We start from the raw sequence: 12053 nt of genomic DNA, 5'->3' as shown, positions 1-12053 counted from the left end.
CCGTGCCCGAGATGAACCGCCGCCAGATCATGATGATGCTGGGTGCCGGCGCATTGGCTGCCGCAGCCCCCAACCCCCAGGCCAGAGCCGTTCCCGCGGTCCCTGGAGCACCGGGCGATCCGGCGCAGCCGCCGGCTGCCCCGGCCGATCCCGCTGCGCCTGCTACGCCCCCGGCCGCTGCCGCCAAGCCCGGTGGCTTCATCTGGCATGACGAGTTCGACGGCCCCGCCGGCTCGGCCCCGGACCCGTCCAAGTGGACGATCTCCAATCACCGCACCCCGATCCGGCGCCCGGTCGGGTGGGACCGGCCCGAGTACTTCTACCAGTACCGTGACAGCCGCAAGAACGTCTTCGTCGACGGCAAGTCCAACCTGGTGATCCGGGGCACTCAGGAGGGCAACACCTTCTTCGGTGGTCTGGTACACGGCAACTGGCGCGGCGGCATCGGCACCACCTGGGAAGCCCGCATCAAGCTGAACTGCCAGACCGCGGGCTGCTGGCCCGGATGGTGGCTGTCCAATGACGACCCGGGCCGTGAGGGCGAAATCGACTTGATGGAGTGGTACGGCAACGGCGAGTGGCCCTCGGGCACCACCGTGCACGCCAACCCCTACGGCACCGCGTTCGAAACTCATCCGATTCCGGTCGACGGTAACTGGCACAACTGGCGCGTCACCTGGAACCAGAGCGGCATGTACTTCTGGCAGGACTACGTAGAGGGCATGGAGCCGTACTTCTCCGTTCCGGCGGTCGGTATCGAGAACATCGACGAGCCGGGCCGGGAATGGCCGTTCAACGACCCGGGTTACACGGTGTTCCCGATCCTGAACCTGGCCATCGGCGGATCCGGTGGCGGGGACGCCCGGGCGGGCAGCTACCCGGCGGACATGCTGATCGACTGGGTGCGGGTTTTCTAGAGACGTTCCTGTGACGTGAGCCGGTCGGGTTGTTCCCGGCCGGCTCACTTGTTTCATGTGCCCATCCTGAGGTGTGTCATGGGTCACATTTTTGGCTTAAGTGAACCGTGTTTCCGCTGGTTCCGGGGCGCGCGGGGTCGAGTCGCTGTCGAGTGGTGGAGTTTTGGGGCGTCGCTATAGGTCACGCTGGGGTAACGTCGCACTCGCTGCGGATAAGGCAGCCCTGGGGAAAATGATGACTGCTTCACAGGCAGTCCGTGGGAGGGAATTCTTAGATGACTCATGTTCGCAATCGTGTTATCGGTGCCGCCAGCGCCGCTGGTGCATTCCTGGCGCTGGGCCTGAGCCCGCTCGCCGCCACTCCGGCCGCAAACGCGGACTTCGACTTCGACTTCGGCGATGTGCTGAGCTCGCTCGGTTTGGAAGGCACTTCCGATGGCGCCACGTCCTTTGACAGCTCGGGCTTCGACTTGGCCCTGCCCGGCGCCGCAGACAGCAGCGGCCTGGAGGGTATCTACGACTCGATCTACAGCGGCATCCACTCGATGGGCGAGATGTTGATTCCGGTGTTCAACATCGTCAACCCGATCTTTGCCTTCGGCGACAGCTGCGGCCTGGTCTGCAACGGCGTTGACGCGTCCGTCAGCGACACCGGTGTACTGACCGAGGCCACCAACGGTGGTCTGCTGTTCGGCGACGGCGGCAACGGCATCGACGGCTCCGCCGGCGGCGACGCCGGCCTGATCGGCAACGGTGGCGACGGCGGCGTTGGCGCGCTGGGTAACTTCACCACCAGCGGCGGCACCGTGATCGCGGACACCATCAACGGTGGCGACGGCGGTGCCGGTGGCATGTTGATGGGCAACGGTGGCGCCGGTGGCGACGGTGGTGTCGGTGCCGCTGGTGGCATCGGCGGCGTCGGTGGTGACGGCGGTGCTGCATCGCTGCTCGGCGCCGGCGGTAACGGCGGTGTCGGTGGTGCCGGCGGTGCCGGTGCCAACGGGGCCAACGCAACCAACACCACGGCTGCCGACGCCGGTGGGGTGGCGACAGTGCCACCGCGACCGGTGGCAACGGCGGTACCGGTGGTATCGGCGGTAGCGCTTCTGGTGGCCTCAACGCCGGCGACGGTGGCCACGGCGGTGCCGGTGGTGCCTCCGGCGACACCGCCGGCGCAGCGGGGGCCGCTGGCGGTAACCACAACGGGACCAACCCGGGTGCTGGTGGCCAGGGCGGCGCCGGCGCTGCTCCGGCAGCCGGCTAGTAGCTCGCTACAACACACGACGGAAGCCCCACACACCTTCGGGTGTGTGGGGCTTCTGCCATTGATGGCCCGGCTGCTGTAGTGGTTTCATGCGAAGGTGGCCGAGATGAATCGACGCAACCTGATGTTGACGACCGGATTCGGCATGCTTGCCGCCGCGATGCGTGTTCCGGAGGCGTGGGCACGGCCGGGGCCTGCACACCCACTGCCCGCCGCCCCGTCGCAGACCTACCTCTTCAGCGACGAGTTCGACGGCCCGGCCGGTTCCGCGCCGGATCCGTCGAAGTGGGCGGTGGCGCAGGCCCGGGAATCGATGAAGGACCCGACGTTTTGGGAGCGTCCCGAGAACGTCGGGCAATACCGCAACGATCGCCAGAACGTGTTCGTCGACGGCGAGTCAAACCTCGTGCTGCGCGCCGCCAAAGACGGCAACGCCTATTACAGCGGCAAGGTTCAGAGCCGGTGGATGGGCGGTATCGGCCACACCTGGGAGGCCCGCATCAAACTCAACTGCCTGACCGCCGGTGCTTGGCCCGCTTGGTGGATGGGCAACGAGGATCAAGGCGAGATCGATGTGCTCGAGTGGTACGGCAACGGCAGTTGGCCGTCGGCGACCACCGTCCACACCCGATCGAACGGCGCCGAATGGGCGACCCAACAGATCTCGATGGACAGCGCCTGGCACACCTGGCGGTGCCGCTGGGACGCCGACGGCATCCGTTTCTGGCGCGACTATGTCGACGGTGCTGCGCCCTACTTCACCGTTCCGGCGAATTCGATCGCGGATTGGCCGTTCAATAATCCTGGCTACCAAGTGTTTTCGGTCTTCAACCTGGCCGTGGCCGGTTCAGGCGGCGGCGATCCCGGGCCGGGCAGCTACCCCACAGAGATGCTCGTCGACTGGATTCGGGTTTTCTAAAGCGGGCTTACTTCTCCGGTCCCGCCGGGGTTGGCACCGTCCTCGTGGGCCTCAAGCCACGCCACGCCTTGTCGGGCCGCTCGAATCAGCGCGCCCCGCTCGCCGAAATAGGCAGCGACCAAACCGAACCCGGGTAGTGAACCCAGGCGCTGGTACAGCTTCTTGGGGTGCGGGCGCTTGCTCACCTCGTCGAAGGTCGCCCGCAGGATGCCGGCCAGCTGCCAGATGGTTCGGGTGATGACCACCGGGGTCGATGACGTGATCGTTTTCAGCGGCTTCCATCCCGGCGGCGGTGTTTCGGGAAGCGGCGGGGGATCGGGTTGTGTTGGTACCTCGACGTTCTCGGAAAGATGCCGCCCGCACAGCACTTCGGCGAGCAGCCGCACCTGCTCACGCCGGTCGGTGACGCCGTACTCGCGGGCCAGCGCGCACAACACGATGGCGTGATTGACGAATCCCGCCAGATCGCCCACCGGCACCACCCGCGCCAGCCAGCCGAACGCCCCGGGCGAGGCGACCACCAGGGTGTTGAGCGCACCGACCCGGTGCACCCACCAGTGCACGCGTTGCTCGCGACTCATCCGCTCCCAGGCCGCGGTGCCGGGCAGATCCGCGGCGTTGATCAGCTGCGCCCCGGCGTTCAGGGCGCGGTTGGTGACGCTGGGCCCGCGACCGGCCTCGTGACGGCGCCGCCGCAGCCGAAAGCGCCGGATGCGAGGGCCCAGGCCGCGGGGAGGGGTGAGCAGTCGGCGGGTGCGTTTGCGCAGCCCGATCGGATCCGCTTCGGCGAGCAAGTCGAGCAGCGGATCGATGACCGCGACCGCGCGGCTCAGGGCGTCGGCGACCTCGGCGTCGGTCAGGGTGGCGTGCGGCTTCGGAAACAGACCCATACCGGTGATTGTTGCGGGATTAGCCGGCGTGGGGGGCGTTTGGGGCGATCGGACCCCGCAGTGCGATTTCGCCCGGCCGCCGCAGCGAGCGGAGGCTGGACCATCATCGCGCCGAAAGCCTCGGCTGCCCACCGCAGTTCCGACCAGCGCTCGTACCTGGTGGCTTTGCTGGCCCGGACAGATCAAGTAAATGGACAATTCACGTTGTCAATTAAAGGCGCAGGTTGTGCGCCTATATTCACTCGCATCGACATCAACACCCGCAAGCTGCGCCACTTTGTTGTGGTTGCCGATGAGCTTCATTTCAGCCGCGCCGCCACCAGCTTGTATCTGACCCAGCAGGCGCTCAGCTCTGAGATCAAGGAAATTGAGGCGTGGACCGTCGACATCGGCAGTCCAGGCCGCGCTTTTGCCTTGCCAGGATTCGTTCATCTGCCGTTGCACCTGGAAAACATCGGTGACACATGACGGCGTTAGCGTTCGCGCTATGAAAATCGCCGTCACCGCGGTATTGCTGGCTACTGCGCTTGCGGGCGTGGCCGCCCCGGCAACGGTGACCGCGGCGTGTGGGGACCCCGGCCAATCACTGTGTACCGGAACCGTTCCCACCGCCGATCAGGTGCTCGCCGCAATGGCCGAGCTGACCGATCCGAACATTCCGGCGGCGAACAAGGGCAACGTCGTCAGCCCCGGCTTCACCCCCGAGGAGGCCCAGACCATCGACGATCGCCTGCGCGAGACCCAAGAGGCCGGACTGCTGCCCTACAACTTCGTGGTGTCCGACATTCAGCCCGCGCCGGACAACTCCGCCGGAGCGACCGTCACCTCGGTGGGGGGCTTTCATGAACAAAGCGCGCCCGAGCCCATTGTGCTGTTACAGCAGGGCGGGCGTTGGCTCATCAGTCACGACGCCGCGGTGACCGCTTTGGAGCACTTCTGGCACAACGCCAACCGGCCCTTTGTGCCCATCGTGCCGCCGCTCAAATGAGCTGGGTTTCCCCAGAGGATTGGCGCTGGTCAAACTGGAGCCGATGACGGGAATCGAACCCGCGTATTCAGCAAGCGAAAACAGCGTCTGCGGGCGTGTGGGTTAGTCCGTTAATATGTTGTGGCGCAACTGATTACCGATGTACCTAGTACGGGCGGGTACGGGTAGATACACGGCGTGTCGCGGACGTTTATGCGGGGAAAATACGGAGCAGCAGCAACCCGTGACTGGTCACGGGTTCGTGCCTGTCGGTGCCCGGCCGTAACCTTGACGCATGTCCAGGTCAGACCTTGATGATCAGGTGCTCGCGTATGACGCCATCTCGTCAGCGTGGGATGGGCTGGGCATCGACCGCCGCCAGGATGTGATCGATCTGCTGTCGACCTACGACTTCGACCTGGCATTCACTGTGCTGCTGAAGTCGCCAACGATCGACCCAGATATCGCCGCACGCATCCGCGCCAGGCAACGTCAGCCGTAGCCTGGCGCTCGTGATGACTGACCATGAGCTTGCTGAGCAGCTTTTTGCTGCCGTCAAGCCTGAGGGGTTCGGCATCAAGAGCGCGGTGTCTGCCGGCGAGTACGTTGCAGCCATCATCGACCTCGTTGAGCAAGCCGCCCTGCGGTCTATACCCTTGCCCCAGAACCTCGCGGACGCGGTCGCTGAGTTCGCCGACGATCCAACACTCGACCCGGACGACATCGCCGCGATCCGAGAAGACCTAGCGACGATAACCGCCCTGAGCTGACCGGCCACGAAAAAGCGGGCCGCAATGCCTACATGAAATGTAGGGGCGCACCCGCAACAGCCAGTCTAACGGAGGGGGGCAACCCCCAAAGGCAGTCAGCCGCCGCTCGTGGCTTAGGCACATACCCCCTATTCATTTTTTTCCAACACACTGAGCGCCATCCCAGCAAACAATCAAACGGCTATCGATTCGAATGCGTGTTCTTTTTTTCTTGACGGGGGGAGAGATTCCGCCTTCAGAGTGGCGTTCGCGGCCCCGCCAGTGGGTATCCCCCCAGGTCAGGGCGTTGTATAGTCGGCCTTAATGACGTGTTGTCGCACGGTTGTTCAATCTGATCGCGCGATTGCCCGGTGGCCCACGATGACCGTAGCTAACTAGATCATCTATTTATCGCCCTGCTGACCTTGGTGGCGGGGCCGGCTGAACGGCAACCGCCCCCGCCGTGGCGGAGGTCCGGGTGGGGCGACCCACATCAACACCACCCGGACCTCGTTTCGCCATCCCCGCGCGGGGAGTTCAGGACCGTGCGGGGATGGCGGGCTTTGGGTTAGCTACCGTCGCTGTCGCCGGGGTCGACGGTGAACTTGCCGATGCGTTCGGGGCGCATGACTGCCCAGCCGATGGACCAGGTGGCGCGCAGCAGTACCGCGTCGTTGGCGAACAGGGCGTGATCGGATTGGGCGATGTTGACCTGACCGACCGCCGAGACGATGGCGCTGGGGTCGATAACCAGACCACTGTTGGCGGGGATGAACGGGGAGCGCAGCACCGGCAGGCTCAGCAGCATGGGTACGGCGTCGGTGGTTCCGGCACCGAGCAGGGAGGCGTTGATCTGGTCACCACCGACCTTGAGCTTGCGCAGGCTGGCCCAGGTGCGGGGGTCTACGACGATGTATCCGGGGTGCGCGAGGTTGGTTTCGAGTTCGGCTACGAGGTCAACGAGGCCGTCGAGGTTGGCTGCGACTTCACCGCCGTCGATGACGCCAGTGGTGTGCAGCAGGCCGGTGGAGCCGGTGGCCGGCGGTGTGGGTGCAGCCTCACTGAGATAGGACAGGTCTGCTTTGCGGATGAGGTCGCGGGCGACGGATTGCGCGGTCTGGCCGGGGGTTTCGGGCTGGCGGTGCTGTTCGTTGGAGATTGAGACCAGGCGGGCGAGTTTCTTCGTGTGGATGACGACCTCGGACAGTTCCGGGGCGGAGTCGGTGATCTCGGCGCCTTCGGCCACGTAGGCCGCGGACTCGTCGTCCTTGACGTAGGCGACTCGCAGAGATGGCCGGTCGCCCTCGATGTGCCCGGAGACGGTGCTGGTCTTGAGGATGAGGGCTTCGGGGACGACATCACCGGGTGTGAACGAGAACTTGTCTTGCGCCCAGGCGACTGTGGTGAGCGGGGTGGTGAGTTCGATACCGGACACGGGTGGTCCTGCCTTTCAAACGGGGTGCGGCCCGGAAGCTCGCACATCAAATTGGTGTATTCGATGGCGTGGCTCCGGGCCGCGACCTTCCCGCATCAGGCGGTTGTTGGTGGTGAGTTTACCTTTCCGGCGGGGCGAATGCGGATTGCCAGGTGTTCTGCACCTTGGGTGCGCCGGTGCCGCTGGTAAGGCCGCCCTGCGGCCGTAGGGGTTGGGGTCGGCCGGTGACGCCGAGTTCCTGGCGGGCGCGGGTGACCGCAGCGGTGACCTTTTCGGGGTCTACGGTGCCGTCGTCGGCGAGTAGATCGGTGATGGTGGTCAGCGCGAATACGGCTGCCGGCTTCACCCCGGCGGCGTCGATGAGGCGTTCGGCGTGCTGCTGCCGCAGTGCTGCGACCGTGGTTTCGGCGGTGGGGGCGCGGTCGCGGTATCCGGGGGATTCCCGCCGCGTCAGCGCGAATACGGCTGCTGGCTTCACCCCGGCGGCGTCGATGAGGCGTTCGGCGTGCTGCTGTTGCAGTGCTGCGACTGTGGTTTCGGCGGTGGTGGCGCGTTCGCGGTATCCGGCGGATTCCCGCCGGAGCTTTTCCACGTAGTCACGGCCGAACTGTTCGACCGTTTCTTCCTGCGTGTCCGTGTCGGACTGGGGTTCGGCGGGAACCTCAGTCGTAGACGTGGTGTCGGTGACCTCCTCGGTGTCGACCGGGGTTGCTTCGTTGGCGGTTTCGTTACTCACTGAATTTCTCCTTCGATGTCGGCTACGCCGTCGCGCAGCGTTTGGATGACCTGGTGGGGGTCGGTGTCGGTCAGTTCGCCGATGCGTCGGGCGAATACCTCGGTGACGCTGAGCAGTTGCCGTAGCAGCGTGCCGGCGGTGTCGGTGTAGTTGCTGACGATCAACTGCGCGGCCGGGTTGTCGCCACGTAGGGCGGCGTCGATCAGTGCCAGCGCGTCACGCGCGCCATCGATCTCGGGATGGATCATGCTGACGTTCCTTCCTTCTTGGGGCTGTTGACGATTCCGGCGACGACACCGGTTGGCCGCTTGCGGGCCGGCAGGGCGTCGAACCATTCCGAGCAGCCGGCCAGCGCCGGACAGACTTTGCATAAGCCGAGGGCAGGCGGGAGAACGGCCGCTGGCGGCGGGGGAGCGTCCAGGTTGGAGATAATGACGAATCCGTTATTAGCGGCTGGGCGCAGCGGCTCAAGGAATGCGGAGTTGTCCTCGATTTCAAGCCGGACCTTGCCGCCGAAGTCGTCTCGGGCGCGGTCACCCTCAATGACGCATTCACTCAGGCCGAGTAGATCCGCACCCTGCTGGTGACGCTGTTCGGCAACATCTTCGGGTTCGTCGCCGCCACCGCAGTCACCTGTTCGACGAACGTGGCGGCAGCGGGCGCCGGGAAGGGCGGGTGCGCCGCCGATAGCGGACAGCAGGGAGTCGAGCATGGTCACGCGGTGCCCTCCTGCGGGTCGTTGATGCGCCATACCGCGTTCGGTCCCATCGTTGAGGTGATCCGGGGCTGGTTGCGGATCGCCTTGCGTAGGGCTTCCCAGGCGTAGCCGGCGGCTTCCCCGGCGGCACGGAAGTGGTCGCGGTCTACCTCGATGGTGTTTGCTGGGAGCTGGTTGAGGTAGGTGGTGATGAAGTCGTCGGTGCTGGGGTACGGGTTGTGTTCGCCGGTGAGTGACCACTGTCCGCGGCCGAGGGCCTTGAGGGTGGGGTGTCCGCTAGCGGCGGTGTGGATCTGGTGTTTGGTGTATCCGGCGGCTTGGCCGGCGGTGATCACAGCAAACGATTCGGTGAGGGTGGTGCCGGCCGCGATGAGCTGTTCGACGTGGTGGTTGAACCATTTCTGACACGACACCTTGGGACGGTCTGCGTTTTGCGGTACGGCTGACAGTGGCGATTTGCGTGCCTCACCTGCCTCACCCTGGTTGACCTGCGGAGTTACCTCACTATTTGAGGCACCCGTTCCTGCCTCACCGGTTTCGGCGGGAAACTGTTGCTGTTCTGGGACAGGTGGTGAGACAGGCGGGCGTGCCTCACTTGCGGGGCTTTGACCAGCAGGTATTCCGGGTGAGGCAGGTGAGGCAGGCGAAAGTCCAATGTTGGTGTAATAGCGAATCTGAATGCCGTTGACCCGCGGCTTGGAGGTGCCGAGATCGGGGACGACGGCGGCGAGGTTGCGGCCGAACGTGGCCTTGCTGCCGGATTCGTGGCCGCTGTCGACGCACCATGCCTTCCACGCTCCGTAGAGGCGGTCACGCTCAACGCTGGCCCCCTCGGCGCGTACACAGCAGTCCCGGACGAACGCCGACACCGGGGACGCCAGATCCATGAGCATGGTGGTGGCTTCGCCGGAGGACTTCGGGACCGTGAAGTGTTGTTTGCTGGCGAGGCGGTCGAGGCCTTCCAGCGCCCAGTTGAGGATGCCGGGTAGCTCGGCGGTAATGCGGGCATCCAGGGTGCGGTCCTCGCGGCCCAGGAAGCTGTTGCGCATCTGGAGGACCAGGAGCCGGTTGGCGATGGCACCGGAGGCGTCCGAGAACCGTGGTACCTCGTTGGACAGGATCATCAGGCGGGTGGACAGCTTGCCCGACCAGGGGTCACGGAACTTACGGTCAACGGTCAGCACGTCCTCGCCGGAGATGGACAGCAGGCGTTCGACGATGGTGTGGACGGTGGTCCCGCCGAGTCGTGCGTCGGCGATGATGGCCAGCGGCTTGCCCATCAGCGGGGCCAGCCCGAAGTTGGTGCCCAGGGAGGCCAGGGTGGGGCCAGTGACGTGGCCGCGTCCGATGAGGTTGCGGATCATCCGGGCGACGGTGCCCTTCCCGCTGCGGGTGGGGCCGATCAGGAGCAGGATCTTCTGCTGGTCGGTGCGGCCGGTGACGATGTAGCCGATCCACTCCTGTAGCAGGGCGATGCTGGCGGGGTCGTCGGGCCAGATCGAGGCCAGGAACTCCAGCCACACTTTCGGCTCGGGGGCGTCGGCCTGGTAGGCGAACGGCACAGAGACGGTGTTGTAGAACGCCGGGGTGTGCGGGTGCAGTTGTCGATCAGCGAGGGACAGCAACCCGTTGGTGCAGGCGATCACCTCACCGGGCGGTGAAGCGGTGTCGTGGTCGCCGATCCATGCCGGGGCGTCGACGTCAGCGCTGAGGTGCGCTACAGCGGCGAGTGCTTCCAGCACGTTAGCGACCTTGTTTCGGTTGGGGTTCCACGGGGTGCGTTCGTAGTCGACAGTGATGCCCTTCTCCCGGATCGGGCGCTCGTAGTCGACCTCGCCGAGGCGGGAGTAGATGGTGCTGCGTAGGTGCGCGGCGTCCTCGGTCGACCACTGCTGTCCGTTCCAGCGCTGCCAGTCGCCACGGTGGGAGACCAGGGTGCGGCCAGTGGGGAGCGTGAATTTCTTGTACAGCTTGCGGGCTACCTCAAGGGGTGCGTCCGGGGACGGGTACAGGGGGCGTTCCGGTACAGCACCCAACGGTTTCGGGGTGGTCTTCTTGTTCGCGGTGTCGATGGGCACCACGTTGTTGTCGTCGGTCACGCGGACTCCTTTCGTCGTGGAACGTATGCGTCGCCGCGGCCGGCCCGGATCTGGCGGGCAATCGCGGGCCAGTCCTCAGCGGTGGCAATGGTTTTCGATGCGTCAGCGGCAGCTTCCTGGGCAAGATCGCAACGCAGGACGTGGTGCTCTCCGGCGACGGCGAGGGCGATGAGCTTGCGCATGTCGGTATCGGCCAGCTCGCACCATGCCGGGGTGCCGGCGATCGGCAGCGGGGCGTAGGTGGCGGCCTTGATCACCTCGGTGATGAACCGATTCACCTCCGGCCACGACACTTGGACACTGCTGGTCATCCGATCTCCCGTGATGCACACAGGGGTCCGATACCGGCCTGGACGCTGGCAGGATCGGTCAACCACCTGCCACAGCCCCTGCACCGCATCGCCAGACGCCACTCGGGCAGTTCGGTGGGGAGTCCGGCCCGCGTGGGGCCGGCTCCCTTCACCGTGTTGGTTCCGGCAACGTGGCTGGCCATCAGAGTCCGCCCTTCACGACGGTGAGCTTTGGCTTGCCCACGAACTGCTGTGGTTTGACGCCCGCCACGCGCAGCAGACTCAGCAGCGCTTGGAGCATCTCTGGCGTCCAGCTCTTGAACGGCTTTGCGTTCAGGTGGTCCCTGACCTCACAGCGCAGCCGGTGCAGATTCCTTTCCATCTCCCTGTCCTTGTCGCTCACCACGGCACCTCCGCGGCGTCGGCGGCTTCCAGCAGGTAGTCCGCCAGTTCGCGGGCGCCTGCCGGGGTGAGGCGGACCAGGTGGCCATAGTCGTTGATCTCGACGTACCTGCGGCGTCCGACGCGGTTGCCACGAGCATGCCGGCCGACTGCGTTGCAGCACGGGTAATAGGTGCTGTCGACGGGGTGCCCGGACCACAGTTCGTCATGGGCCTCGTCGGTCAGCTCGTAGCCGATGGGTTCGTGATCTGTCATCATGGGGACTACCTGCTTCCTTTTGAGGGTTGGTGGGTGTGAGCGGTCCCCGCCGGTGCTGGTAACACCGGGTTCACGGGGGCCGTTCTGCTATTCGGACGCATGTCCGGTGTTTGATCCGCCTCGGGGTCGAGTCCGAGGTCGGCATGTGATTCCTGCGGGCGCGCGTAGATCAAGCCGCATCACCACCCTGGTCGATTCGGGCGATGTACTCGTTGATGGCCGCCTCGGACACCAGTCGGCGGCGTCCAACTTTCACGCTGCGCAACTGTCCGTTGGCCATCAGCTCGAACACCATGCTCCGGCCGACTGACAGCCGTTTCATGACTTCCTCAACGGGCCACAACCGACTGTTGAGCCGGTCGACTTCCTTCTGTAGCTCCGGTGTCAGTGTCACCGGGGGCACCTCCTT

General features: G+C 65.5%; 18 protein-coding genes. 7 read left to right on the top strand and 11 right to left on the bottom strand.

Annotation, left to right across the window (positions count from 1 at the left end):
* The first annotated feature begins 11 nt into the window (after positions 1–11).
* From BN4346_RS27035 to BN4346_RS27025, 3 genes are all read left to right on the top strand, one after another.
* Entirely contained in the window at positions 12–917 is a 906-nt protein-coding gene (locus BN4346_RS27035; RefSeq protein WP_067968485.1) for a glycoside hydrolase family 16 protein, read from the top strand.
* Positions 918–1192: 275 nt separating this feature from the next.
* On the top strand, positions 1193–2263 hold the full coding sequence (locus BN4346_RS49435) for a hypothetical protein (RefSeq protein ID WP_067968387.1): 1071 nt from the start codon (positions 1193–1195) through the stop codon (positions 2261–2263).
* 24 nt (positions 2264–2287) lie between these two features.
* Complete coding sequence (locus tag BN4346_RS27025; RefSeq protein ID WP_407695051.1) at positions 2288–3100, top strand: glycoside hydrolase family 16 protein; 813 nt, start codon at positions 2288–2290, stop codon at positions 3098–3100.
* Here the strand turns inward: BN4346_RS27025 and BN4346_RS27020 are convergent.
* Positions 3097–3990 (bottom strand): hypothetical protein, encoded by an 894-nt coding sequence (locus tag BN4346_RS27020; protein ID WP_067968381.1) that lies wholly within the window; start codon positions 3988–3990, stop codon positions 3097–3099. The two genes, BN4346_RS27025 and BN4346_RS27020, sit on opposite strands and share 4 nt — an antisense overlap.
* A gap of 60 nt (positions 3991–4050) precedes the next feature.
* Here BN4346_RS27020 and BN4346_RS48750 point away from each other — a divergent pair, with 60 nt between their 5' ends.
* The 4 genes from BN4346_RS48750 to BN4346_RS27000 all read left to right on the top strand — a co-directional run bounded on the left by BN4346_RS48750 (position 4051) and on the right by BN4346_RS27000 (position 5727).
* Positions 4051–4458: a LysR family transcriptional regulator gene (locus tag BN4346_RS48750; protein ID WP_235653534.1), complete on the top strand. Its 408-nt coding sequence runs from the start codon at positions 4051–4053 to the stop codon at positions 4456–4458.
* 19 nt (positions 4459–4477) lie between these two features.
* Entirely contained in the window at positions 4478–4978 is a 501-nt protein-coding gene (locus BN4346_RS27010) for a hypothetical protein (RefSeq protein WP_067968374.1), read from the top strand.
* A 274-nt stretch (positions 4979–5252) separates the two neighbouring features.
* Positions 5253–5459 (top strand): hypothetical protein, encoded by a 207-nt coding sequence (locus BN4346_RS27005; RefSeq protein WP_046190734.1) that lies wholly within the window; start codon positions 5253–5255, stop codon positions 5457–5459.
* A gap of 13 nt (positions 5460–5472) precedes the next feature.
* On the top strand, positions 5473–5727 hold the full coding sequence (locus BN4346_RS27000; protein WP_046190733.1) for a hypothetical protein: 255 nt from the start codon (positions 5473–5475) through the stop codon (positions 5725–5727).
* Between the two features lie 547 nt (positions 5728–6274).
* Here the strand turns inward: BN4346_RS27000 and BN4346_RS26995 are convergent.
* The 10 genes from BN4346_RS26995 to BN4346_RS26955 form a co-directional block, all read right to left on the bottom strand.
* Positions 6275–7141: a phage major capsid protein gene (locus BN4346_RS26995; RefSeq protein WP_235653533.1), complete on the bottom strand. Its 867-nt coding sequence runs from the start codon at positions 7139–7141 to the stop codon at positions 6275–6277.
* A gap of 118 nt (positions 7142–7259) precedes the next feature.
* A complete protein-coding gene (locus tag BN4346_RS26990; protein ID WP_067968363.1) occupies positions 7260–7877 on the bottom strand; it encodes a hypothetical protein in 618 nt (205 codons plus the stop codon).
* The gene (locus BN4346_RS26985) at positions 7874–8125 is read right to left on the bottom strand and encodes a hypothetical protein (RefSeq protein ID WP_067968362.1); all 252 of its coding nucleotides are present in this window, start codon (positions 8123–8125) and stop codon (positions 7874–7876) included. Before BN4346_RS26985 ends, BN4346_RS26990 begins: the two co-directional genes overlap by 4 nt.
* Positions 8122–8595: a hypothetical protein gene (locus BN4346_RS26980; protein ID WP_067968359.1), complete on the bottom strand. Its 474-nt coding sequence runs from the start codon at positions 8593–8595 to the stop codon at positions 8122–8124. Before BN4346_RS26980 ends, BN4346_RS26985 begins: the two co-directional genes overlap by 4 nt.
* Positions 8592–10694, bottom strand: a complete 2103-nt coding sequence (locus BN4346_RS26975) for a DNA primase family protein (RefSeq protein WP_067968356.1) — start codon at positions 10692–10694, stop codon at positions 8592–8594. Before BN4346_RS26975 ends, BN4346_RS26980 begins: the two co-directional genes overlap by 4 nt.
* A complete protein-coding gene (locus BN4346_RS26970; protein ID WP_067968478.1) occupies positions 10691–11005 on the bottom strand; it encodes a DUF2742 domain-containing protein in 315 nt (104 codons plus the stop codon). Before BN4346_RS26970 ends, BN4346_RS26975 begins: the two co-directional genes overlap by 4 nt.
* A complete protein-coding gene (locus tag BN4346_RS48745) occupies positions 11002–11094 on the bottom strand; it encodes a DUF6011 domain-containing protein (RefSeq protein ID WP_235653706.1) in 93 nt (30 codons plus the stop codon). The genes BN4346_RS26970 and BN4346_RS48745 overlap by 4 nt, the downstream gene beginning before the upstream one ends.
* Positions 11095–11186: 92 nt before the next feature.
* The gene (locus tag BN4346_RS26965) at positions 11187–11387 is read right to left on the bottom strand and encodes a hypothetical protein (RefSeq protein WP_096867452.1); all 201 of its coding nucleotides are present in this window, start codon (positions 11385–11387) and stop codon (positions 11187–11189) included.
* Positions 11384–11644 (bottom strand): hypothetical protein, encoded by a 261-nt coding sequence (locus BN4346_RS26960; protein WP_067968348.1) that lies wholly within the window; start codon positions 11642–11644, stop codon positions 11384–11386. Before BN4346_RS26960 ends, BN4346_RS26965 begins: the two co-directional genes overlap by 4 nt.
* Before the next feature lie 169 nt (positions 11645–11813).
* Entirely contained in the window at positions 11814–11966 is a 153-nt protein-coding gene (locus BN4346_RS26955; RefSeq protein ID WP_067968474.1) for an excisionase family DNA-binding protein, read from the bottom strand.
* Positions 11967–12053 lie beyond the last annotated feature (87 nt).

This window comes from Mycolicibacter icosiumassiliensis, from assembly GCF_900078685.2.
Lineage (GTDB): Bacteria > Actinomycetota > Actinomycetes > Mycobacteriales > Mycobacteriaceae > Mycobacterium > Mycobacterium icosiumassiliensis.
This window is presented reverse-complemented; position numbering and strand designations above follow the sequence as displayed.

What these genes read in the sequence shown, in the direction of transcription:
- BN4346_RS48745 (WP_235653706.1), bottom strand. Translation starts at nt 11,094, where the DNA reads ATGCGGTGCAGGGGCTGTGGCAGGTGGTTGACCGATCCTGCCAGCGTC.
- BN4346_RS26955 (WP_067968474.1), bottom strand. Translation starts at nt 11,966, where the DNA reads ATGAAACGGCTGTCAGTCGGCCGGAGCATGGTGTTCGAGCTGATGGCC.
- BN4346_RS27010 (WP_067968374.1), top strand. Translation starts at nt 4,478, where the DNA reads ATGAAAATCGCCGTCACCGCGGTATTGCTGGCTACTGCGCTTGCGGGC.
- BN4346_RS27005 (WP_046190734.1), top strand. Translation starts at nt 5,253, where the DNA reads ATGTCCAGGTCAGACCTTGATGATCAGGTGCTCGCGTATGACGCCATC.
- BN4346_RS26960 (WP_067968348.1), bottom strand. Translation starts at nt 11,644, where the DNA reads ATGATGACAGATCACGAACCCATCGGCTACGAGCTGACCGACGAGGCC.
- BN4346_RS27025 (WP_407695051.1), top strand. Translation starts at nt 2,288, where the DNA reads ATGAATCGACGCAACCTGATGTTGACGACCGGATTCGGCATGCTTGCC.
- BN4346_RS27035 (WP_067968485.1), top strand. Translation starts at nt 12, where the DNA reads ATGAACCGCCGCCAGATCATGATGATGCTGGGTGCCGGCGCATTGGCT.
- BN4346_RS49435 (WP_067968387.1), top strand. Translation starts at nt 1,193, where the DNA reads ATGACTCATGTTCGCAATCGTGTTATCGGTGCCGCCAGCGCCGCTGGT.
- BN4346_RS27020 (WP_067968381.1), bottom strand. Translation starts at nt 3,990, where the DNA reads ATGGGTCTGTTTCCGAAGCCGCACGCCACCCTGACCGACGCCGAGGTC.
- BN4346_RS26970 (WP_067968478.1), bottom strand. Translation starts at nt 11,005, where the DNA reads ATGACCAGCAGTGTCCAAGTGTCGTGGCCGGAGGTGAATCGGTTCATC.
- BN4346_RS26985 (WP_067968362.1), bottom strand. Translation starts at nt 8,125, where the DNA reads ATGATCCATCCCGAGATCGATGGCGCGCGTGACGCGCTGGCACTGATC.
- BN4346_RS27000 (WP_046190733.1), top strand. Translation starts at nt 5,473, where the DNA reads ATGACTGACCATGAGCTTGCTGAGCAGCTTTTTGCTGCCGTCAAGCCT.